This is a genomic window from Nocardia altamirensis NBRC 108246 (assembly GCF_001612685.1).
Lineage (GTDB): Bacteria > Actinomycetota > Actinomycetes > Mycobacteriales > Mycobacteriaceae > Nocardia > Nocardia altamirensis.
Window position 1 is genome coordinate 166,786 of the sequence record NZ_BDAY01000016.1, and the last position, 21,898, is coordinate 188,683.

20 protein-coding genes are annotated in these 21,898 nt (G+C 68.0%); 14 read left to right on the forward strand and 6 right to left on the reverse strand.

Features of this window, described 5'->3' with window-relative positions:
- Positions 1 to 219: 219 nt before the first annotated feature.
- Entirely contained in the window at positions 220 to 1,230 is a 1,011-nt protein-coding gene (locus NA11_RS11610) for an LLM class flavin-dependent oxidoreductase (RefSeq protein ID WP_069161837.1), read from the reverse strand.
- Positions 1,231 to 1,374: 144 nt separating this feature from the next.
- Between NA11_RS11610 and map the strand changes: the two genes are divergently transcribed.
- The 5 genes from map (at position 1,375) to NA11_RS11635 (ending at position 5,294) form a co-directional block, all read left to right on the forward strand.
- The gene (map, locus tag NA11_RS11615) at positions 1,375 to 2,238 is read left to right on the forward strand and encodes a type I methionyl aminopeptidase (RefSeq protein WP_069161838.1); all 864 of its coding nucleotides are present in this window, start codon (positions 1,375 to 1,377) and stop codon (positions 2,236 to 2,238) included.
- A 136-nt stretch (positions 2,239 to 2,374) separates the two neighbouring features.
- Positions 2,375 to 3,910 (forward strand): cobyric acid synthase, encoded by a 1,536-nt coding sequence (locus NA11_RS11620; protein WP_069161839.1) that lies wholly within the window; start codon positions 2,375 to 2,377, stop codon positions 3,908 to 3,910.
- Between the two features lie 152 nt (positions 3,911 to 4,062).
- Complete coding sequence (locus NA11_RS11625; RefSeq protein ID WP_245745832.1) at positions 4,063 to 4,296, forward strand: AbrB/MazE/SpoVT family DNA-binding domain-containing protein; 234 nt, start codon at positions 4,063 to 4,065, stop codon at positions 4,294 to 4,296.
- Positions 4,293 to 4,685, forward strand: a complete 393-nt coding sequence (locus NA11_RS11630) for a type II toxin-antitoxin system VapC family toxin (RefSeq protein WP_069161840.1) — start codon at positions 4,293 to 4,295, stop codon at positions 4,683 to 4,685. The genes NA11_RS11625 and NA11_RS11630 overlap by 4 nt, the downstream gene beginning before the upstream one ends.
- A 45-nt stretch (positions 4,686 to 4,730) precedes the next feature.
- On the forward strand, positions 4,731 to 5,294 hold the full coding sequence (locus NA11_RS11635; protein WP_069161841.1) for a hypothetical protein: 564 nt from the start codon (positions 4,731 to 4,733) through the stop codon (positions 5,292 to 5,294).
- On the opposite strand, the gene NA11_RS11640 is transcribed toward NA11_RS11635, so the two are convergent.
- Positions 5,274 to 6,341 carry an alpha/beta hydrolase gene (locus NA11_RS11640; protein WP_084654527.1) on the reverse strand — a complete coding sequence of 356 codons (1,068 nt, stop codon included), beginning with the start codon at positions 6,339 to 6,341 and terminating at the stop codon, positions 5,274 to 5,276. The two genes, NA11_RS11635 and NA11_RS11640, sit on opposite strands and share 21 nt — an antisense overlap.
- A 216-nt stretch (positions 6,342 to 6,557) precedes the next feature.
- On the opposite strand from NA11_RS11640, the gene mqo reads away from it, so the two are divergent.
- The 7 genes from mqo to NA11_RS11675 all read left to right on the forward strand — a co-directional run bounded on the left by mqo (position 6,558) and on the right by NA11_RS11675 (position 14,696).
- A complete protein-coding gene (gene mqo, locus NA11_RS11645; RefSeq protein WP_069161842.1) occupies positions 6,558 to 8,072 on the forward strand; it encodes a malate dehydrogenase (quinone) in 1,515 nt (504 codons plus the stop codon).
- Between the two features lie 18 nt (positions 8,073 to 8,090).
- Positions 8,091 to 8,540 (forward strand): GNAT family N-acetyltransferase, encoded by a 450-nt coding sequence (locus NA11_RS11650; protein ID WP_069161843.1) that lies wholly within the window; start codon positions 8,091 to 8,093, stop codon positions 8,538 to 8,540.
- A gap of 152 nt (positions 8,541 to 8,692) precedes the next feature.
- Entirely contained in the window at positions 8,693 to 10,801 is a 2,109-nt protein-coding gene (locus NA11_RS11655) for a magnesium chelatase subunit D family protein (protein WP_069161876.1), read from the forward strand.
- Positions 10,802 to 11,068: 267 nt separating this feature from the next.
- Positions 11,069 to 11,683, forward strand: a complete 615-nt coding sequence (cobO, locus tag NA11_RS11660; RefSeq protein ID WP_069161844.1) for a cob(I)yrinic acid a,c-diamide adenosyltransferase — start codon at positions 11,069 to 11,071, stop codon at positions 11,681 to 11,683.
- Between the two features lie 310 nt (positions 11,684 to 11,993).
- A complete protein-coding gene (locus tag NA11_RS11665; RefSeq protein ID WP_069161845.1) occupies positions 11,994 to 13,622 on the forward strand; it encodes a cobyrinic acid a,c-diamide synthase CobB in 1,629 nt (542 codons plus the stop codon).
- A 225-nt stretch (positions 13,623 to 13,847) separates the two neighbouring features.
- On the forward strand, positions 13,848 to 14,201 hold the full coding sequence (locus NA11_RS11670; protein ID WP_084654535.1) for a cobalamin biosynthesis protein: 354 nt from the start codon (positions 13,848 to 13,850) through the stop codon (positions 14,199 to 14,201).
- 99 nt (positions 14,202 to 14,300) lie between these two features.
- Positions 14,301 to 14,696 carry a VOC family protein gene (locus NA11_RS11675; protein WP_069161877.1) on the forward strand — a complete coding sequence of 132 codons (396 nt, stop codon included), beginning with the start codon at positions 14,301 to 14,303 and terminating at the stop codon, positions 14,694 to 14,696.
- A gap of 15 nt (positions 14,697 to 14,711) precedes the next feature.
- On the opposite strand, the gene NA11_RS11680 is transcribed toward NA11_RS11675, so the two are convergent.
- Positions 14,712 to 15,809 carry an Rv3169 family protein gene (locus tag NA11_RS11680; RefSeq protein WP_069161847.1) on the reverse strand — a complete coding sequence of 366 codons (1,098 nt, stop codon included), beginning with the start codon at positions 15,807 to 15,809 and terminating at the stop codon, positions 14,712 to 14,714.
- 8 nt (positions 15,810 to 15,817) lie between these two features.
- Positions 15,818 to 16,948: a phosphotransferase family protein gene (locus NA11_RS11685; protein WP_069161848.1), complete on the reverse strand. Its 1,131-nt coding sequence runs from the start codon at positions 16,946 to 16,948 to the stop codon at positions 15,818 to 15,820.
- Positions 16,949 to 17,384: 436 nt separating this feature from the next.
- Here NA11_RS11685 and NA11_RS11690 point away from each other — a divergent pair, with 436 nt between their 5' ends.
- Positions 17,385 to 18,680 carry a DoxX family protein gene (locus NA11_RS11690; RefSeq protein ID WP_069161878.1) on the forward strand — a complete coding sequence of 432 codons (1,296 nt, stop codon included), beginning with the start codon at positions 17,385 to 17,387 and terminating at the stop codon, positions 18,678 to 18,680.
- Positions 18,681 to 18,686: 6 nt separating this feature from the next.
- Here the strand turns inward: NA11_RS11690 and NA11_RS11695 are convergent, their stop codons facing one another.
- Positions 18,687 to 19,646: an isopenicillin N synthase family dioxygenase gene (locus tag NA11_RS11695; protein ID WP_069161849.1), complete on the reverse strand. Its 960-nt coding sequence runs from the start codon at positions 19,644 to 19,646 to the stop codon at positions 18,687 to 18,689.
- Positions 19,643 to 20,116: a nucleoside deaminase gene (locus tag NA11_RS11700; protein ID WP_174567679.1), complete on the reverse strand. Its 474-nt coding sequence runs from the start codon at positions 20,114 to 20,116 to the stop codon at positions 19,643 to 19,645. The genes NA11_RS11695 and NA11_RS11700 overlap by 4 nt, the downstream gene beginning before the upstream one ends.
- Before the next feature lie 84 nt (positions 20,117 to 20,200).
- Between NA11_RS11700 and NA11_RS11705 the strand changes: the two genes are divergently transcribed.
- Positions 20,201 to 21,736, forward strand: a complete 1,536-nt coding sequence (locus tag NA11_RS11705) for a PucR family transcriptional regulator (RefSeq protein WP_069161850.1) — start codon at positions 20,201 to 20,203, stop codon at positions 21,734 to 21,736.
- Positions 21,737 to 21,898: the final 162 nt, after the last annotated feature.

Here is a 21,898-nt window from a genome sequence, read left to right on the forward strand (position 1 = left end):
CGTCGCTACGCACCCCAGGCATGCCTACTGCACCCCGATGAACTGTCCCTGTCTAGCGTCCGCGTACGCGGCATTAGATCGAACCGAGTGGTTTGATTATTGATAACACGAAGTCCGATCTGAAGGAGGCCAACGAGCTTCTGAATGCGCCCTCGACTTTCTTTGCGCGGGGACGGCTTTCACCGAGCCCTCAGCTCGGGCTCGGTGATCGGTTGGTACTCAGCGGACCTGCGGCGCTACCTTCTCGCCGAGCAGTTCGATGTTGTGCAGCACCTTTTCGTGCGGCAGCGTGCCGACGCTGGTGTGCAGCATGAACCGGTCGAGTCCGAGGGTGTCGCGGATGTCGGCGACCTTTTCGGCGACGTAGTCCGGGGTGCCGACGAACAGTGAGCCCTCCTTCGAGCGCAGGCCCTCGAACTGGGCGCGGGTCATCGGGCCCCAGCCGCGTTCGCGGCCGATGGTGCTCATGGCCAGTGCGTAGGGCTCGTAGAAGTCGGCGACGGCCTGCTCGTCCGTGTCGGCGATGTAGCCGTGCGCGTGCACCGCGACCGGCTGCTTCTCGTGGCCGCCTTCGGCGAGCGCGCGATGGTACAGATCGACCAGCGGCTTGAAGCGGGCAGGCTGGCCGCCGATGATCGCGATGGCCAGGGGCAGGCCGAGCAGTCCGGCACGGACCACCGATTCGGGGCTGCCGCCCACCGCGATCCACACCGGCAGCGGCCGGTTCTCGGTGCGCGGGTAGATGATCGCGTCACGCAGCGGCGCACGGAACTTACCGTCCCACGTGACCGGCTTGTCCTCGCGGACGTGCAGCAGCAGCGCCAACTTCTCCTCGAAGAGCTCGTCGTAGTCGGAAAGGTCGTACCCGAACAGCGGGAAGCTCTCCGTGAAGCTGCCACGCCCGGCCATGAGCTCGGCGCGTCCGTTGGACAGTCCGTCCAGCGTGGCGAAATCTTGGTACACCCGTACCGGATCGTCGGAGCTCAGCACGGTGACCGCGCTGGTCAGTTGAATCCGCTCGGTGCGCGCGGCGATGGCGGCCAAGACCATCGCGGGCGCCGAAGCGGCGAAGTCCTTGCGGTGATGTTCGCCGACGCCGTAGACGTCGAGTCCGGCCTGCTCGGTGGCGACGGCCTCCTCGACTACCTGCCGTAGCCGCTCACCCGCGCTCGGTGCGGGCCGGTCGCCGACCGGGTACAGCTCGGCGAACGTCGTGAGTCCCAGTTCCACGGTCAAGCCTCTTTCTCTCCAGTAGTGTCGATGTCAACCAATAGCGTAAACGGACCGTGGTCCACGAGTATTCCGCCTGGCCCCGGGGTGCGACTTCGGTGTCCGATGACGACGCCTTCGGCGACATCCGATTACCCTGTTCGCATGTCTGTCCGCACGCGCAAGCCGCTGACCCCCGGCACTCTCTCACCCACCCGCGAGGTCCCGCGCACCATCGAGCGTCCGGAATACGCGTGGAAGAAGACCGTCAACGAGGGCAGCGAGCCCTGGGTGCAGACCGCGGAGACGATCGACAAGATGCGGATCGCGAGCAAGATCGCGGCGCAGGCGCTTGCGGAGGCGGGCAAGGCGGTCGCGCCCGGCGTCACCACCGACGAACTGGACCGGATCGCGCACGAGTACATGTGCGACCACGGCGCCTACCCGTCGACGTTGGGCTACAAGGGTTTTCCGAAGTCCTGCTGCACCTCGCTGAACGAGGTGATCTGCCACGGGATTCCGGACTCGACCGTGATCGAGGACGGCGACATCGTCAACATCGACGTCACCGCCTACATCCACGGCGTGCACGGCGACACCAACCGCACCTACCTGGCCGGTGACGTGGACGAGGAGGTCCGGCTGCTCGTCGAACGGACCGAAGAAGCCACCCTGCGCGCGATCAAGGCAGTCCGGCCCGGCCGGGCGCTGAACGTCATCGGGCGCGTGATCGAGTCCTACGCCAACCGATTCGGCTACGGCGTGGTGCGCGACTTCACCGGGCACGGTGTCGGTCCGACGTTCCACAGCGGGCTGGTGATCCTGCACTACGACCAGCCCGCGATCGAGTCGATCATCGAGCCGGGCATGACCTTCACCATCGAGCCGATGATCAACCTCGGCGGCATCGACTACGAGATCTGGAACGACGGCTGGACCGTGGTCACCAAGGATCGCAAGTGGACCGCGCAGTTCGAGCACACGCTCGTGGTCACCGAGACGGGCGCGGAAATCCTGACCCTCCCGTGAGTGCGGGGCCGCGCGGTTCGAGGCGCGCACCGTTGGGTTGTCACGGAGACGAGTGCGGAATTCTCGACCCTGCCGTGCGCGCGGATTCGGCTGTGCCAGGCAAGGATGCACGGGACGTCGCGGTGCGGGCAGCGGCGTGAAGGGCGCGCTGCTGGTCGCCGGGACCACCTCGGACGCGGGTAAGAGCGTGGTGGTGGCCGGGCTGTGCCGGATGCTGGCGCGGCGCGGGGTGCGGGTGGCGCCGTTCAAGGCGCAGAACATGTCCAACAACTCGGTGGTCACGCCTGAGGGCGGGGAGATCGGGCGTGCGCAGGCGCTGCAGGCGCAGGCCTGTGGGCTCGAGCCGGGCGTGCGATTCAACCCGGTGCTGCTGAAGCCGGGGAGTGATCGGCGTTCGCAGTTGGTGGTGCGGGGTAAAGCGGTCGGCTCAGTCGGCGCGCGGGACTATTTTCAGCATCGGCAGGAGCTGCGTGCGGTGGTGGCGGCCGAACTCGCCTCGCTGCGTGCCGAATTCGATGTGGTGATCTGTGAGGGCGCCGGATCGCCCGCCGAAATCAATCTGCGGGCAACGGATCTGGCGAATATGGGGCTGGCCCAGGAGGCGGAGCTTCCGGTGCTTCTCGTCGGCGACATCGACCGCGGCGGCGTGCTCGCGCACCTGTTCGGGACCGTCGCCATCCTGGAACCCGAGGATCAGCAACTGATTTCCGGGTTCGTCATCAACAAGTTCCGCGGCGACGTCGAACTGCTTCGGCCCGGCCTCGACCGGCTCACCGAGCTGACCGGCCGCCCCACCCTCGGCGTGATCCCGTACACCGACGACCTCTGGATCGACGCCGAGGATTCCCTCGGCACCGTCTCGGACGCGCCGGTCGGCAGGCCGCGGCCGCCGGTGGGCACCGAATGGTTGACTGTCGCCGCCGTCCGGCTGCCCCGCATCTCCAACTCGACCGATGTCGAGGCATTGGCCTGCGAGCCAGGGGTTTCGGTGCGCTGGGTGAGCGAGCCGTCCCGGCTGGCCGACGCCGATCTCGTGGTGCTGCCCGGCAGCAAGGCGACTGTGTCGGACCTGGAGTGGTTGCGGCGCAGCGGTATCGCCGACGCCATGCACGCGCGGGCCCGGGCGGGCGGGCCGATCCTCGGCATCTGCGGCGGCTATCAGATGCTGGGCAGGCGGATCGTCGATCAGGTGGAATCCGGTGCCGGGTCGGTCGACGGGCTCGGCCTGCTCGAGCTGGACATCGAATTCGCCGACCCTAAAGTGTTGCGCCGCAGCAGCGGTCACGCCGACGCGGGAATGCCGGTGGCGGGCTACGAGATCCACCACGGGCGCGTCGTCCACACCGGCGATCCGGCGTGGTTGGCGATCGACGGCGCACCGGAAGGCAGTGTCCGCGCGGCGATCTGGGGTACCCACCTGCACGGGCTGCTGGAATCGGACGAGTTCCGCCGGGCCTGGCTGCGTTCGGTGGCCGTTGCCGCGGGTCGCACGGGTTTCGTTGTCGCCGAGGACGTTTCCGTCGCCGAGGTGCGCTCGGCCCAGCTCGACCTGCTCGCCGATCTGATCGAGCACCACCTCGACACCACCCTGATCGAACGGCTGCTCACCGAGGGCGCGCCCGCGGGCCTGCCGACCCTGCACACCCAGCCGATCGCCGCCTCGCAGGCCTGAACTGTTGACGTGGCGTACACCGCCCCTTACCTTGCAGTAAGGAATTCGGCTCCGGGTAAGGCGCGGGCCGATAACGCGGAAGAACGTGGTCGGTGAGCGAAATGGCAGCAGACAAAAGACCCACCAGAGCGGGAAACGTGGTGTCCGCGACCGTGACGAGCAAAGGGCAGATCACCATCCCGATCGACGTCCGGGTCGCCATGGGCCTGCGCGCCGGGGTCAGGGTCGCGTTCGTGCCCACCGCCGAAGGCACCTACGAACTGGTGCCCGAAACCCGAACCATCAAGTCACTCAAGGGCATCGTCGGCTGGTCCGGCGCGCCGATCAGCCTCGCGCAGATGAACGACGCCATCGCGGGCAACGTCGTGGAAGGCAAGCAGAAATGATCGGTCTGGACGCCAATGTGCTCATCCGCTACCTCACCCAGGACGACCCCGAACAGTCCGCAAGGGCGAACCAGGTGATCGAGGGGCTCACCGAAAGCAAGCCCGGCTACGTCACGATGATCGTGCTCGCCGAGATCCACTGGGTGCTGCGCCGCGGCTACCAGCAGGACCCCGAAGCAGTCACCGACGTGCTGCTCGGCCTGCTCGACTCGACCGAGATCGTGGTCGAACGTGCCGACACCGTCCGCCAGGCGCTGCGCCAGGCGGCCGAGGGCGCGGACTTCGCCGACGCGCTCGTCCAGCAGCTCAGCGCCGAGGCCGGGTGCGACCTGACCGTCACCTTCGACCACAACGCGGGCGAACGCGCCGGGATGCGGCTACTGGCCTGACGAAAAATGGGCTCTGTTCAGGTGACCCGTGTAGCGTGATTCGGCATGAAATCTCGGCAGATCACGGTCGGTGACCGGGCATGGACCGTGCGGGTGGACGGGCCCCAATCCCGGCACAGCGTGCTGCTGTTGCCCGACGCGAGCGATCCGGTGGACGTCTACGACCAGGTGTGTGCTCGATTGCACAACTCGGATCTGCGCACGATCGCGGTGGAGTCGATCGAGGGGCTCGACCCGGCGGGTGTCACGGCGATCCTGGACGAGATCGGGGTGCCGTGGGCGAACGTGGCCGCGCGCGGCACCGGCGCCGAACTGGCGTGGCGCGCGTGCGCGACCGGTTTCGGGCGGTTCATCAGCCTCGTGGTGGCCGATCGCGGGCATCCGGCGGCCGTTGGCCCGGACGGGACCATCGCCGACGCCACGGTCCCTCCGGTCGAGTTGCCGACCACCGTCCTGGTGACCAAGAATCTGCCGCGCGCCGTCGCCGACGCGTCGGGGCGATTCGTCTACGGCGAGTTCCGGGTGGTCGAGATCGACGTGGACAACGTGGCGACCGAAGCCGACCACGAGCTGGTCACCGAGATCGTGCTACGCACCAGCCTCTGGTGAGCCGTTGCCGGACTTGGCTCGGTAGACCGCCAGCCAGTCCAGCCAGTTGTCGAGCTCGGCGAACGCGTGGGCCAGCGGCTCGGCCGAGGACAGGAACACATCGTGCTTCGCGCCGTCGATCGGCACGATGTTGGTCCGGTCGCCGAGGCAGCCCGACCAGCGCTGGATCTGCTTGACGTCCAACACCGCATCGGCCACGTCCACGGCGGGGCCGTACTCGCGGGCGAACTTCGTCATCCGGGACCGCAGGATCAGCGACGGCACGCCGATATCGAGACCGGCGTGCAGCTGGGCGTGCCCGTTGCGGATGGCCCGCAGCCAGCCGAACCGAACCGGGAAGCCGTGCAACGGCTTCCAGTCCAGGTTGTAGTCCCATTCGCCTGCCACCGTGTGGTGCAGGCTGTCGCCGTACGTGGTGGCCTTGCCGAGCGGGATCTCGATCATCTTCCGGAACCGGCCGAGCGCCTTGATGATCGGCGTGCCGACCGTCCGGTAGTACGCCGGGCCGTGCAGGTCGAACCATGGGCTGTTGAGCACGACGCCCGCCACGCCGGCGGCCGCGGTGCCTCGTGCTCGATTGAGCCGATCCAGCCACAACGGCAAGATCAATCCACCGGTCGAGTGCGCGTTCAAGACCACGGGCGCACCGGTCTCCTCCCGCACAATCCGCAACGCCTCGTTCAGCTCGTCGTCATACAGTGCGAGATCGGTCACATAGTGCGGTGTCTGCCCGTCTCGCAACGACCGCCCGCACTTACGCAGATCGAGCGCATAGAAGTGATACCCGCGCGTCGCGAAATGCTCGGCGAGATGCTCCTGAAAGAAGTAGTCGGTGAACCCGTGCACGTACAGCACGGCACCCGCAGTGGCCTCGGTGTCATCCGGGCGGTACCGCACCAAAGTGGCTACGGCCTCGCCTTCTCCATCCGGATCTGGCCCGAACGACAGCGTGCGCTGCTGGTAGTTCTCGCCAAGGACATCGGCTTTCCACGGCCCGCCGTCCTGTGGCTTGGTGTGCGGAGCGGCAAGCGGAGTTTCCTTTGTCACACCACTAATCTAGGTCACATTCGGCGGGTTCGGCGCGGGGTATCGGCGTGGTGAGGTGCACAATTGGGGCTAGGTGAACGGCGGGTAACCTAAGGCCCGCCGTGGTTGCAGAGGACTGGGGCAACACACGCAAGCATCGTGCCCAGGCCGGTTCATCCGCCCGGTGGACCAGCCCAGAAGGACAAGGAAGTCGATCTACCCGTGCCGAACGCTGCCATGACTGAAAAGACGGATGTAGTACTCATCGGTGCAGGCATCATGAGTGCCACCCTCGGCGCGCTGCTGCGGCAGCTGCAGCCCGACTGGTCGATCTCCCTGTTCGAGCGACTCGACGCCGCCGCGGCGGAGAGCAGCGACCCGTGGAACAACGCGGGCACCGGACACTCGGCGCTGTGCGAGCTGAACTACAGCCCGCAGAACGCCGACGGCTCGGTGGACATCATCAAGGCGATCGACATCAACGAGCGCTTCCAGGTGTCGCGCCAGTTCTGGTCGTACGCGGTGGAGAGCGGCATCCTCGCCGAGCCGTCGACCTTCATCAACCCGATCCCGCACGTGAGCTTCGTGCACGGCGCGGACAACGCGGACTACCTGCGCAAGCGGTACGAGGCGCTGGCGCCGCAGCCGCTGTTCGAGGGCATGGAGTTCATCGACAGCCCCGACGAGTTCAGCAGGCGGCTGCCGCTGATGTCGCGCGGGCGCGACTTCTCCGAGCCGATCGCGCTGAACTGGACCGACGGCGGCACCGACATCGACTTCGGCGCGCTCACCCAGGAACTGCTCGCCTACCTCGGTCGATCGGGCGGCGACTTGGCGTTCGGGCACGAGGTGCTCGACCTGCGCAAGCAGTCCGACGGGTCGTGGCTGGTGAAGGTGCGCAACCTGCGCACCCGCGAAACCCGCACAGTCAACAGCAAATTCGTGTTCGTCGGCGCGGGCGGTGGCGCGCTGCCGCTGCTGCAGAAGTCCGGCATCAAGGAGATCGACGGCTTCGGCGGATTCCCGGTGAGCGGCCAGTTCTTCCGCTGCACCAACCCGGCGCTGATCCAGCAGCACGAGGCCAAGGTGTACGGCAAGGCCGCCGTCGGCGCGCCGCCGATGTCGGTGCCGCACTTGGACACTCGCGTGATCAAGGGTCAGCCCGGCCTGCTGTTCGGCCCGTACGCGGGCTGGACGCCGAAGTTCCTCAAGGACGGCAAGCTCACCGACCTGTTCAAGTCGGTGAAGCCGAACAACATCTTCTCCCTGCTCGGCGTCGGCGTCACCGAGCTCGGCCTGACGAAGTACCTGGTGAGCGAGCTGCTGAAGTCGGAGGCAGGCAAGGTCGACACGCTGTCCGAGTTCATCCCGCGTGCCGACGGCCGCGACTGGGAGCTGATCACCGCAGGCCAGCGCGTCCAGGTGATCCGGCGCAAGGGTGTGGGCGGCGTGCTGGAGTTCGGCACCGCCGTCGTGGCCGCCGAGGACGGCACCATCGCGGGTCTGCTCGGCGCCTCGCCCGGCGCGTCGACCGGCGTCACCGCGATGCTGGACGTCATGCAGCGCTGCTTCCCGCACGAATACGTCGAGTGGACGCCGAAGCTGAAGGAAATGATTCCGTCGCTCGGCGTGAAGCTCTCGGACAACCCGGCGTTGTTCCACGAAGTGTGGGATTGGACCTCCAAAACGCTGGGCCTGGTTGCGGGTACGGATAACACGCCGAAGCATGCCGGAGTCGCGGTTGACGGCTAGTTGTGATAGCAAGACGCGATGATGTCAACGGTTGTTCTCAAACGGTCATGGGCGTTGGATCTCGACACCGCCACTCTCTATCAGCTGTTGAAACTTCGCGTCGAAGTCTTTGTGGTCGAGCAGAAATGCGCGTACCCGGAACTCGACGGGCTGGACCTGCTTCCGGAGACCCGGCACTTCTGGCTCGACGACGAGGGTGAGGTCATTGCGACCCTGCGGCTGCTCGAGGAGCACGAAGACGGTGTGAAGACCTTCCGCATCGGCCGACTGTGCACCGCTGTTCCGGCGCGCGGGCACGGGTACACCACGCGGCTGCTGCAGGCCGCGCTGGCGGAGGCGGGCGAGGCGACGGTGCGGTTGAACGCGCAGAGCTACCTCGTCGACCTGTACGCCAAGCACGGATTCCAGCCCGACGGTGCGGAATTCGAGGACGACGGGATTCTGCACACCCCGATGCGCAAGGGCTGATCGCGCCGTTGATCGGCTTGCCGCCCCCGTCGCGACGTCGTGACGGGGGCGGTGTCGTGTTCGGGGTGGCGGCGTCGGGGAGCTGGAGTGGTGACGCATAGAGTTGGGGCGTGTCGTTGTCCCATGCCGAAACACTGTCGTCGACCGAGTCGCTGACCGGCGGGCGTGCCCGTGCCGACGCCGAGGCCGGTTTTCCGTTCTCCGCTGTCGTCGGCCAGGAGCGATTGCAGCTCGCGCTGATCCTGTGCGCGGTGCATCCCGGCATCGGCGGTGTGCTGGTGCGCGGCGAGAAGGGCACCGCGAAATCGACCGTGGTGCGGGCGCTCGCACAGCTGCTGCCGCCTGTCGTCGACGAGACCGGCGCCAGGCCCGCCCGGCTGGTCGAGCTGCCGGTCGGCGCGACCGAGGACCGGGTGGTCGGCTCGCTGGACCTGGAGCGGGTGCTGCGCGACGGCGAGCAGGCGTTCCGGCCCGGTCTGCTGGCGGCGGCGCATCACGGTGTGCTGTACGTGGACGAGGTCAACCTGCTGCACGACCATCTGGTCGATGTGCTGCTCGACGCCGCGGCCATGGGGCGCGTGCATATCGAGCGGGACGGTGTTTCGCATTCGCATCCGGCGCGATTCGTGCTCGTCGGCACGATGAATCCGGAGGAGGGCGAGCTGCGGCCGCAGCTGCTCGACCGGTTCGGGCTCACCGTCGATGTCGCGGCCTCGCGGAATGTGGACGTGCGGATGGCGGTGGTGCGGCGTCGGCTCGACTACGAAGCCGATCCGGCCGGATTCGCGGCGAGTTATGCGCCCGCCGATCGTCAGGTGGCCGACCGCATTCTCGGTGCCCGCGACCGGGTGGCGCAGGTGCTGCTCGATGACGCGGAGCTGCGCCGAATTGCCGCGCTGTGCGCCGCATTCGACGTGGATGGCATGCGTGCCGATCTGGTGGTGGCGCGGACCGCGACGGCGCATGCCGCCTGGCGTGGTGCGGACGCGGTCACCGAGGAGGACGTGCGGGTCGCTGCGGAACTCGCGCTGCCGCACCGGCGTCGGCGTGATCCGTTCGACGAGCCGGGGATCAGCGAGGAGCAGCTCGACGACGCGATGCGGGATGCCGCCGACGAGGTGGCGCGCGAATCCGATTCGGGCGCAGGGGAGCCCGAGGAGGAGCAAGGCCCGGCGGGTACCGACGAGGCGGGGCTAGACGATTCGGCGGGCGCAAACCAGTCAGCAACGGGTACTGACGAGTCGGCAACGGGGGCGGGCGAATCGGCAACGGGTACCGAAGAATTCGATCAGACGCCGTCCGAGGTCGGTTCGCCCGACGCCGCCTCGAACTCTGGTGCTGACCGGCCCGACGACGACCCCGACTCGCCGCCCGACGGACCGGGTGGCGGCCAGCGGCCGAGCGGGCGTGAAGGACGCACTGGCGCACCGGTTTCCGCCGCCGCGCCGCCGCCGCGCTGGGAAGTGCCCGGCGTCGGCGAAGGCGCGCCCGGTCGCCGCTCTCGCGCGGAGTCCCGGCACGGTCGGGTGGTTCGGTCGAGCACCGACACCACCACCGGCCTGCACCTGCTCGGCACCATCTTCGCGGCCGCGCCGCATCAGCGTGCGCGCGGCCGTGGCGATGGACCACTGAAGCTGGTCTCCGGCGACCTGCGCGGTGCGTATCGCGAAGGGCGCGAAGGGAATCTGGTCGTCTTCGTGGTCGACGCCTCCGGCTCGATGGCGGCGCGGGACCGGCTCTCCGCTGTCACCGGCGCCGTCGTCACTTTGCTGCGCGACGCCTACCAGCGCCGCGACAAGGTCGCCGTGATCACGGTGCGCGGGCAGGACGCCGAACTGGTGCTGCCGCCGACCTCTTCGGTCGATATCGCGGTGCGCCGCCTCTCCGGCATGCGCACCGGTGGCAAGACGCCGCTGGCCGCGGGCCTGTTGAAAGCCCGCGAAATCGTCCTGCGCGAGCGTGTTCGCGATCCGCGGCGGCGGCCGATGCTGGTGCTGCTCACCGACGGTCGCGCCACCGGCGGTATCGATCCGCTGCCGCGGGCTCGCGCCGCGGCCGCGCTGCTCGCCAACGATGCGGTCACCTCGATCGTCGTCGACTGCGAACGCGGCATGATCCGACTCGGGCTCGCCGCCGAACTCGCCCGCGAACTGCGCGGCGGCTACCTGAAATTGGCTGAGCTGACCGGAGATTCGGTCGCCGACGTGGTGCGCGCCGGATCCGGGCGCCTCGGCGGCCCGCCAGCGGTGCGCGCCGCTTGACCCGCCCCGTCTCCGCGGCGACTCGAGTGCCGTGGGGCACGCGTGTTCAGTTCGCGGTCGGGCCGCGGCCGGACACGACCTCGGTGCGCGGCAGGTCCGCGCGTGCGGGCGTCACCGTCAACAGCGGTGGCGGTGTTGCATACTGCGCGAGGGCAATCGACGAGCTTGCATCGGTGCCTGTATCCGGTTGGCGCACGGCAGATGAGGTGGTGCTGCGGCATGATGCGGTCGGCTCGCCGATGAGTCGAGGACTGACAAGGAGATTCGATGCCTAAGGGTGTTCCGGAGACCGTGCCCGACGACGGGCTGACGACACGGCAGCGGCGCAATCAGCCGGTGCTCGCGGTGCATACCGGGCCGGGCAAGGGGAAGTCGACGGCGGCGTTCGGGATGGCGCTGCGGGCCTGGAATCAAGGGTTCGATGTCGCGGTGTTCCAGTTCGTGAAGAGCGCCAAGTGGAAGGTGGGGGAGGAGGCGGCCTTTCGCACCCTCGGCACGCTGCACGACGAGACCGGGGTCGGCGGCGCGGTCGAGTGGCACAAGATGGGCGAAGGGTGGTCCTGGACCCGCAAGCAGGGCACCGACGAAGACCACGCGGCCGCCGCGCTCGCCGGATGGCAGGAGATCGCCCGCAGGCTGCAGGCCGAACAGCACCGGTTCTACGTCCTCGACGAGTTCACCTACCCGCTCAAGTGGGGCTGGGTCGACGTCGACGAGGTGGTCGAGACCCTGCGCGGCCGCCCAGGAAACCAGCACGTCGTCGTCACCGGCCGCGACGCGCCACAAGCCCTGATGGACGAAGCCGACCTCGTCACCGAGATGACCAAGCTCAAGCACCCGATGGACGCGGGCCGCAAAGGCCAGCGCGGCATCGAATGGTGAACCCCCGCACCCTTTCTCCGCATCCGCACCCCTTCAGGCAGCCCAGAACGGGTGCGGACGCACAGAACAGGTGCGGATCCGTCGCCCCGCCCCGTCCCTCCGCGCTGTCTGGCACGAGTGGCACATGGCTGCGGCAAAGCGCGGGTGGAGTTCTCCACCATGTGCCACTCGTTGCGCAAGAGGTGTGCGATGTGGGGGCGGTTGCGCGTGGCGGGCTGAAGGTTGGGGTCGACGTGTGTGCCGTTGTGGCAGGGGGACGGCGGGCTCGTGGTGCGGTGCGGCGGAGTGCTGGCATTCGGGGGTTGCGCTGATGGTCGGCGTGCCTGCGGTGGTGATTGCGGCGCCTGCGTCGGGGAGTGGGAAGACCACGGTGGCAACGGGGTTGATCGGGGCGTTGCGGCGGGTGGGGCATCGGGTCGCGCCGTTCAAGGTGGGGCCGGATTACATCGATCCCGGGTACCACGGGCTGGCGGCGGGGCGGCCGGGGCGCAATCTCGATCCGGTGCTCGTCGGGGCGGAACGTGTTGTGCCGCTGTACCAGCACGGTGCGCGCGGGTGTGACCTGGCGGTGGTCGAGGGTGTGATGGGGTTGTTCGACGGCCGCATCGACGAGAACCATGCCGGGCCGGTAGCCGAAGGATCGACCGCGCAAGTGGCTAGTCTGCTCGGTGCGCCCGTGGTGCTCGTGGTCGACGCTCGCGGACACAGCCAGAGCCTGGCCGCACTGCTGCACGGATTCGCCACGTTCGACAGCGGAATCCGCCTCGGCGGCGTGATTCTCAACCGCGTCGGCAGTGAACGCCACGACCAGGTGCTGCGCGCCGCCTGCGACCGGGTCGGGCTCCCGGTCCTCGGCTCCCTCCCACGCATGGCCGAACTCGAAGTGCCCTCCCGCCACCTCGGCCTCATCCCGGCCGTGGAACACGGTGCCGCTGCCACCGCCGCCGTCGCGGCGATGACGGATCTCGTTGCCGCACACGTAGACCTACCCGCCATCGCCGCCCTGGCTCGCTCGACGGCCACCGGCCCGGCCTGGGATCCCGCCACCGAGGTGCGCGCGGCGGAGGTGCTGGGGGCGCGGGCTGCTGCTGTGGGCGCGACGGGTGCTGTTGTACCCGAGCGGACGAATGAGATAGGCGGGGCGGGTGCTGTTGTACCCGAGCGGGACACTGCGACGGACGCGGTAGGTGCTGGTGTGCCCGAGCGGACTGTTGCCATGGGCACGGCGGGTGCCGCTGTGCCAGGGCGGAATTCGCTGGGATATGACGAGGGTGGCGCAGGTGCTGGGCGGATGTCTCAGAAGTGGGACGCGGGGCCGGTGATTGCGATGGCCGGTGGGGCCGCGTTCACGTTCGGATATGCCGAGCATCGGGAGTTGTTGGTGGCGGCGGGGGCTCGGGTGGTGGTGTTCGATCCGCTGCGGGACGAATTGCCAAGCGGGGTGGCGGGGTTGGTGCTGCCTGGTGGGTTTCCGGAGGAGCATGCTGCGGAGCTGGCGGCGAATGTCGGGCTGTTGCAGGCGGTGTCGGAGCAGGCGCGGCGGGGGTTGCCGGTGCATGCGGAGTGTGCGGGGCTGCTGTATTTGACGCGGTCGCTCGATGGGCATCCGATGGCGGGGGTGGTCGATGCCGACGCGGAGTTCGGGCCGCGGCTGACCCTCGGGTATCGGGATGCGGTGGCGCTGGCGGATTCCGCGTTGTGGCGGGCGGGGGAACGGGTGCGGGGGCACGAGTTCCATCGGACTCGGTTGGTGTCGGCGTCGGCGGATGCGCCGGCGTGGGGTTGGCATGGGAGTGACGGTGCGCGAACGAAGGAAGGTGCGCTCGTGCATCGCGTGCATGCGTCGTACCTGCACACTCATCCAGCCGGAAACCCTGAGGCCACTGGTCGTTTCGTCGCAGCGGCCGCCGACTATGCGAGTGCCCGTGCGATCGGCTGATCTGGAGACGTCGGGAGGCGACCCGGTGGTCGGCCTCGGAATCCGCCTTGCGGTGGCCGTGGATCGAATCGTCGCGTTGGCAGCCGACTCTGTGAGCACCCGTGCGTTCAACTGAGGTGGATTTGATGGCGGGCCCAGGACTCCGGCCGGCGGTGGCCGCGGATCGAATCGTCGGGGCGGCAGTCGACTACGGGAGCACCCGTGCGTCCACCTGAGGTGGATTTTGTGATCGGCTTGGGGCTTCGACCTGCAATGGCGGGGTATCGAATCGTCGGGGCAGTGCGAGAAGTGCTGGGCGATCAGCCGATCGGGTGCCTGGCAACGATCGATCGCCGCGTTGCCGACCCCGGTCTGCAACACGCCGCACGCACGCTGGGCGTGGCTGTCCTGACCTATTCGGCCGCCGAGCTGGCCGAGGTTCCGGTGCCGAACCCGGCGGCGCGGACCATGGAAGCAGTAGGCACTGCGAGCGTCGCCGAGGCCGCGGCCATCCTGGCGTCCGGCGGTGGCGCCTTGATCATCGCCAAACGCTCCATCGACGGCATCGTCATCGCCGTCGCGCAACGCCACTCGGCCTGATTGCCCGGCTTCGCCCGTCGCGCTTCGGTGTCACGAAATATCAAGCAGGACGACTGTTCTGAACGCTGTGAGCGGACCGGCGACGCGTGGTTTCATGGCGTGGTGGATATCCGAGGCATCGATAATGTGCTGGTTCCCGTGGGCGAGCTGACCACGGCGGTGGAGTTCTATGCGGACCGTCTCGGGCTGTCGGTGCGGTTCACGGTGCCGGAGCGCGGAATCGCGTTGTTCGGGGTGGCTGCGGAGACACCGGGGATCATGGCGATGGTTGATCCGGCGGCAGGCCAGGGGGCACCACCAGCGATGCGCGTGTGGCTGGAGGTGCCCGACGCCAAGGCCGCTGCGGCGGAGCTCGAAGGGCGCGGTGTCGAAATGCTCACCGCGCCCTTCGAAGTCGCCACCGGCTGGAGCGTGGAGGTGGCCGACCCGTGGGGCAACGTGATCGGGCTGACCGACTATCTCAAGCGCCCCGAGTTGGCCCGCCCCGGGTACTGAGCTTCCGTCGCTGAATTACGGAGCGACAGAGCTGTAGTCGGCGAAACCCGTCGGGTCGTGCCTGCCGATGCTGGCGTGCTCGAACAGCCCCCAGCCCTCGGCGTCACCGCACCGAGCCCGCGCCACATGGTCGATCACGCCGAACGGTGTGCGCGCCACGATGTCCGGGGCGGTGAGGTCGTAGCGGCTGGCCAGCGACCAGTCGCGGCCCTTCCACTGGCCGTGTCCCCAGTCGGGATCGCCGCCGTAGCCACACCCCACGTGCAGCGGCACGTTGGTTCCGGTGGTCACCTCGATCTCCAGCGGCTTGCCGTCCTGCGCGGTCATCTCGAACCGCGCACCGACGGGAATCCTTGTGCCGGAACGGTAGTCGATCGAGATGCGGGGCCAGCCGAGCTGTTCGACGCGCCCATCCGGCCACACGCGCACCGCGTCGTTGAGGGTGCGCATCCCGTCCGGTTCCTCCTGCAGGATGATCACCACCGCGAAATCGTCGAACCGCAGCGGCGCGTACACCCACCAGAATCCGCCCGCGGGCTCGCTGGCCACCCGGCCGGGCGGCTCGTTCTCGCCGACCGGCCGGATGCCCCAGGAGCGATCCCTGGTGCCGGTCCACACCGCGGGGTCGACGGCGATGTCTTCCCCGTCGACCTGCAGCGTCCCCGACCAGGAGCCGAGCTGGGCGAACCGGGTCGCCTGAATGATCGGCCGATTGCCGGCCAGGATCAGGTGCGGCTGCTCCTGCACCGTGGGGAAGGCGCCCTCCCAGGTGAGGTCGCAGGCCAGTTCGCTGTGGTCGCAGATCACCCGGATCCGCTGCAACGGTTCGAGCACCTCGATGCGGTAGCCGCCGACCCGCTGCTCCAGGCTGCGCTCGCCGAGCGCGTCGGAGAACCGAACGCTGCGCTGCACGTCCCCCCTGCGGACGGCAAGGTAGCCATCGGTGACGCCGAGGTTCGGGTACACCCCGAATCCGGTGATGAAGAAGGTGCCGCCGTCCCGGTTGTGACCGTTGAAGTAGCTGCGGTCGTAGAAGTTCCGGTCGGTGCTCGCCACCCTGGCCAGCGACAGCGAGGTCTGGTGAATCGGGTATTCGTCCAAGGGAACTGGCATGACTGTCCTCAATCCCATTCGTAGGTTCCGTCGAGCAGCCGTTCGAGGCTGGTTCGGTGCATGACGTAGTCGTCCCGATCGGGGGTGTCGGTGTCCTCGCCGAAGTGGATCATCCTGCGCTTCACCCTGGCCATCACGATGCCGTGCCGCAGCGCGGCGTAGACGATGTGCCAGTCCAGGTTGCTGACCGTATGTCCGGTCAGCTCTTCGTATTTCGCGACCACGTCGGATCGGCGCAGGAAGTCCGGCAGGCCTGGCTGGTCGAAGCGGGTCGCGATGTCCTGGAAGAACCGGTGGATGAAGATCACCCACGCGACATCCAGTTCGCGCGGGCCGAGCGCGGCCATCTCCCAGTCCAGCACCGCGGCGGGTTGGAAGTCGGTGTAGATGACGTTGCCTGGCCGCGCGTCGCCCCAGCTGAGCACATCGGGCCCTGGGTCGGCGGGCCAGTGCGCCTCCAGCCAGGTGAAAGTCCGTTCCAGCAGCGGGATCTCGACGCCGTCGTCGGCAAGGGCCCAGCGGTACCACGCCTTCTGGGCGGCGAAGTGCCGCCGCAGTGACTGCCCGGTGCCGCGCAGGGCGGGGAATCGCTGGTCCGGATCCGGGATTTCGTGGATCTTCGCGATCACCTCGACCGTGTTGGCGGTGAGCAGCGCGCGTTCCTCGGCGGTCGCGTCGAACAGCCAGCCGATGAACACATAGGGCGGATTGTCCGTCGGCACCCGCCCGTCGACCCGCCGCATCACGAAAAATGGTGCGCCGAGCGCCTTCTCGTCTTCTTCGAGCCAGCACAGGCCGGGCACCGGCACGTCGGTGTGCTCGGCGACCCCGGACATCACGTGGTATTGGGTGGCCAGATCGTAGGTCTCGAACACCGGGAACGACCCGGCTTCCGGTGCCATCCTCGCCACGAACGACCCGCTCTCGTGCCGCCCGTCGACGCTCCATTCGGCATCGAAAAGGATGGACGTGCTCGACATTCCGCCCGACTGCGGCCGCGAGAGCCCGGAGACCTTCGGCGGATGATCGGCGGAGACCTTCGAATCCAGCCAGCGCGCGAGATCCTCGGCGAGCACGTCGAGATCGCGCTCGCTGACGGTCAGCTGTTGCCGCTTGGCGGGATCCGGATCGTCGGCCATCGTTGTCCTCCTGACGCGATGAAGCGCGGGCGCGCGTGCGCACAGCCCGCATCAGCGGCGGGGGCGCCGCGATACGCGACAGTAACGCGTTTCAGTACGTCGGGGAAAGGAAAACGAGCGAGGTCGCCGAACCGCGCTCACTGTCCGGAACCGGGCCTTGACATGCGGCTATCTTGTCGACAGCGCGGGCACGGCGTAGGACGAAACCCCTACGCGACCCCTGATGGTGTGGTTAGCACGTACGACTTTCTGCCGAGGAGAAAACCGGGGAATTCCTGGAGGCTTACATACTGCGATCCCCGATACCGTTCGGCTCACGCGGAGGAATCGGATCGGGAGGGTAGTGGTGAGCGCCGTCAGTACAGAGTTGGTCCAGCGCGACAGGGCAGCCGAGCGGGGTGAATTCGCCGACAGTGCCAACGCGCGGTGGAATCCGATGAGCCGCATCGTTTTCCGTTTCTGCTTCGTCTATTTCGGCGTGTTCTGTGTGGTGTTCCCGCAGTTCCTCTTCGTGTACCTCGGGGTCCTCGGCTCGAAATTGCCAGAAAACGCGATCGCCTGGACGCTCGAAGTGCTCGAGCCGGTTTTCGCGTGGGTCGGGCGGCAGGTTTTCGGTGTCGATGCCGCGCTGAATCTGGAAACCGGCAGCGGCGACCAGACGATCATCTGGATATTTTTGTTCTGTGCGTTGGTGATCGCCCTGGCCGTGACTCTGGTGTGGACGGTTCTGGATCGGCGCAGGCCGAGCTACCAGCGGTTGCATGCCTGGTTCCTGCTGTTCCTGCGGCTGGCCCTCGGCGGGCAGATGTTCTTCTACGGGATGGCCAAGGTGATTCCGACGCAGATGCCGGAGCCCCCACTGATGGCGCTGCTAACGCCATACGGTCACTTCACCCCGATGGCGGTGCTCTGGTCGCAGGTCGGCTCGTCACCCGTCTACCAGATTCTGCTCGGCTCAGCGGAGGTGCTCGCCGGAGCGCTGCTGTTGCTGCCGCGGACCGCGACCCTGGGTGCGATGTTGAGCCTGGTCAGTATGGCGCAGGTGTTCGTGTTGAACATGACCTTCGATGTGCCGGTGAAGATCCTGGCAGGACATCTCCTGCTGATCTGCTTGATATTGCTGGCGCCGCAGGCCGGACGGCTGGCGAACATGCTTGTGCTGCAACGCCCGTCGGAGCCCGCCACCCAGCCGGAGCCGTTCCGTTCCCGCCGCGTCCGGCGCATCGCCGTCGCCGCCCAGCTCTTGCTCGTGCCCTGGGTGATCCTCGGCTTGATCCAGGCGGATTGGCAGTACTGGAAAGAGAGCGGCGGCGCTCCGAAGCCGCCGCTGTACGGAATCTGGGCGGTGTCGGAGTTCACCAGGGACGGCCAACCGGTGCCGCCGCTGGTCACCGATAAAAACCGTTGGCAGCGCCTGGTATTCGATGTGAGCGGGTCGATGTATCAGCAGATGGACGGCACGTTGGTCCCGATGGTCGCCACGGTCGACACCTCGGCTGGCACCCTCGCCCTCTCGGAGGCGAAGCACACGGCGCATCCGTTGGCGGTCGCGCAGGCAGCAGAACCGGTCGGCGCGTTCACCTTTACCCAGCCCGCACCGGATCGGCTGCGGCTCGACGGTCAACTCGACGGTCACCCGGTCACGGTGACGCTGGAGCAGATCGACCTGCGCAGTTTCCCGTTGCGCGGCACCGACTTCCGCTGGGTGCAGGACGAACCGCGCTTCGGCTGAGCAGGTTCAACCAATCGTGATGGCGTCCAGCCGAGTTCGCAGGAACTCGGCGGACACCACCGGCGGCAGGCCTGCCACTCGGCCGATGGGCGGCGGCAACGGGGTGACGACCGCATCGTGATCGAGTTCGTAGAAGTAGATCAGCGAAACCAGATCCTCCTCGGGTGCTTCCGCCTGCGGTGGCAGCACCCGATGCCGCCCGGACGGCCAACGCTCACCGCTCCAATAGGCAAGCAGGTCACCGATGTTCACGGTCACCGCGGCGGGATCATAAGGCGCGTCGGCCCATCCGCCCTCCTCGGTGTACACCTGCAGCCCGCCCGCACCCGGCTCCCGATCGAGCACGGTGACCGTGCCGAAGTCGGTGTGCGGGCCGATCCGGAACTGGCCGGGCTCCGGTGCGCCGACGACGTTCAACGGCGGGTAGTGGTTGATGTTGCATGTCCAGGTAGGACGGGCAGCCAGGTCGCGAAAAGGGTTGGCGGGCAACTGCAGTGCCGCGGCGAACAGGGCAAGCAATTCATCGGACAGCACTCGCACCGCGTCGGTGTAGGCCGTCGTCAGCTCGCGCAGCTCCTGCACTTCCGCGGGCCACACATTGGGCAGGAACCAGACGTCGTCGACCCGCGCATCACCGACCGGCGTGTGCGCGCCGACGGCGAACGTCTCCTTCAGATCAGGCGGCGTCTCGGTACCCTCCGCGTAGCCGTTGGCCTCCTTGCCAGGCCCGATCCAACCGCGGCCGCCGACCGTGACCGCATACTGTTCCTTCACCGCATCGGGCAGCGCGAAGAAGCGCCGCGCGGCCGTACGCACCTGCGCGGCCAGTCCTTCCGGCACGCCGTGGCCGTAGACCAGCAGGAAACCTGCCCGCCTCAGCCCGTCGTCCACCGCGCGCTCGACCTCGGCGGCCGCCGCGCCGCCTGCGCGCCAACGGGACAGGTCGATCGACGCGATCGCGTTCATGACGCGTCGACCTCGTCGGCGACACCGATGTCTTCGTGCCAGAGCGCCGGATGGTCGGTGATGAACGAGGTCATCATCTCGACGCAGCGGTCGTCCTCCAGCAGCACGATTTCGACGCCGTTCTCGGCAAGCCAGTCGTGCCCGCCGTGGAAGGTCTGCGATTCGCCGACGACGACCGTGCCGATGCCGAACTGGCGGACCAGCCCGCTGCAATACCAGCACGGCGACAGGGTCGTCACCATGATCGTCGAGCCGTAGTCACGGCGCCGGCCCGCGGCGCGGAAAGCGTCGGTTTCGGCGTGGATGCTGGGATCGCCGGACTGCACCCGACGATTGTGACCGCGGCCGAGCAGCGTGCCGTCGGCGGCGAACAGTGCCGCGCCGATCGGGATGCCGCCCTCAGCGAGGCCACGCATGGCCTCGTCGTAGGCCACCTCGAGCAGTTGTCGTGCCGGTATCGCCTGGGTCATGGGTCAAGCCTCCAAGGCGGACGGCTCGATCGCAACGTACAGATCGTCAACCTCGGATGCGGTCCCGGATGACAGGATGACCGTATGTTGCCCACCGTGCGTGAGTTGCTCGACGATCAGTTCGCGGCGGCCGATCCGCAGGTTCTCGCAGGTCACGGCGCACTCGATCGGACGGTGCGCTGGGTGCATTCGAGCGAGATCTACGAGATCAGCCCGCTGCTGTCCGGTGGTGAGCTGCTGCTCACCACCGGACTCGGGCTGGCCGGGGTGGATGCGGGGACGCGGCGGCACTATCTGCGGGAGATCGCGGGGCGTGCGGTCGCCGGGGTGGTGGTGGAACTCGGCCGCACCTTCGATGCCATCCCGCCGGACATGGTGGCGGAAGCGTCGCGGCACAGCCTGCCATTGGTGGCGTTGCGCACCGTGGTGCCGTTCATCGATCTGTGTCGTGCCGCGAACACCGAGATCGTGTCGCGGGAGGTGCGGTCGCTGCGGCTGCTCAACGAGCTGGCACAGGATCTCGTCGGCGAGCTCGCGGCCGGAAGTGGGCTGGCGCAGCTGCTCGCCAGGATCGGCGCGGTGACCCGGTGTGCGTTGATCGTCACGAGCGGCAACGGCGCGCTGATCGCCGCACACGGTGTCGATGATGATCGATCCGCCTGGGCCGCAGTGGAATCCGCGGCGGCCTCGGCGCAGATTCACGCGCGGGACAACGTGTGGGGGACCTTGACGGCAGGCCAGGGTGCCGCGGTGGACAGCGCGACGCTCGCCGCGATTGTCGACCAGTCCGCCCCGAGCCTCGGCCTGGCACTGGCGAATTCGGGGACGCCGACCGGGCGCCCGCAGGTCGCGGCGGCGACGTTGCTCGCGGATCTGCTGGACGCCAAACTGATCCGGCAGGCCGATCTGAAGCGCAGGGCAGGGGCGGCGGGCGGACCGGGTCTGGCGGGGCGCACGCTGGTGCCGGTGGCGGCCGACGCACCGGACGCGCGCATCGCGGCCCGGCTGATCGATACCGCGGCAAAGGAACTCGGCACGCAGGCGTTGGTCGCCGAAGTCCACGCGACTACCTTCGGGATCCTCGCCATGGACAAGGCGATAGCCGATCCGGTCGGCGAATCGGTGCGCGTGCTGCGCAATGCCTTCGCGGGCAACAGCACCGAGGGCGTCACCCTGGTGGTCGGCGATCCGGGCGAGTTCACCGCTGCCGCATTGACCGGCTCGCTGGAAGCGGCGAGGTCCGCACTGCGTTTGGCGACCCGCCATCGCCGCGACTGGCTGGCGAGCAGCCCCATCTCCACCTGCCGGGAACTGGCCACCGAACTCGTCGTCGAATCCCTGCCCGCCACTGAACGCACCCGACTCATCACCACCACAATTGCGCCGCTGATCGACTGGGACACAACCCATCACAGCGACCTCGCCCGCACCCTAGAGGTCTACCTCCGCAACGGCGGCAGCCCCACCCGCAGCGCAGCCGCCCTCCACATCGGCCGCCAATCCCTATACCAACGCCTCGACCGCATCCGAGACCTCCTCGGCTACGACCCCAGCACCCCCGCCCTAGCCGGAACACTCCTCCTGGCCCTATGCGCCCACCGCCTCGCGACCTACACCTAGCCCAGTCTCCAGATCCGCACCCCTTTCCGTGAATCCGCACCCGTTCTGGAGTTGGTCGGCTGATCACTGGGCACTGGTGGCGGCATCGCCCGAGAAGCCACCTGCACCAGTACCCGCTCGGCGTGAAACACCCCCGGTGATCCCACATACCGGGATCGCGGG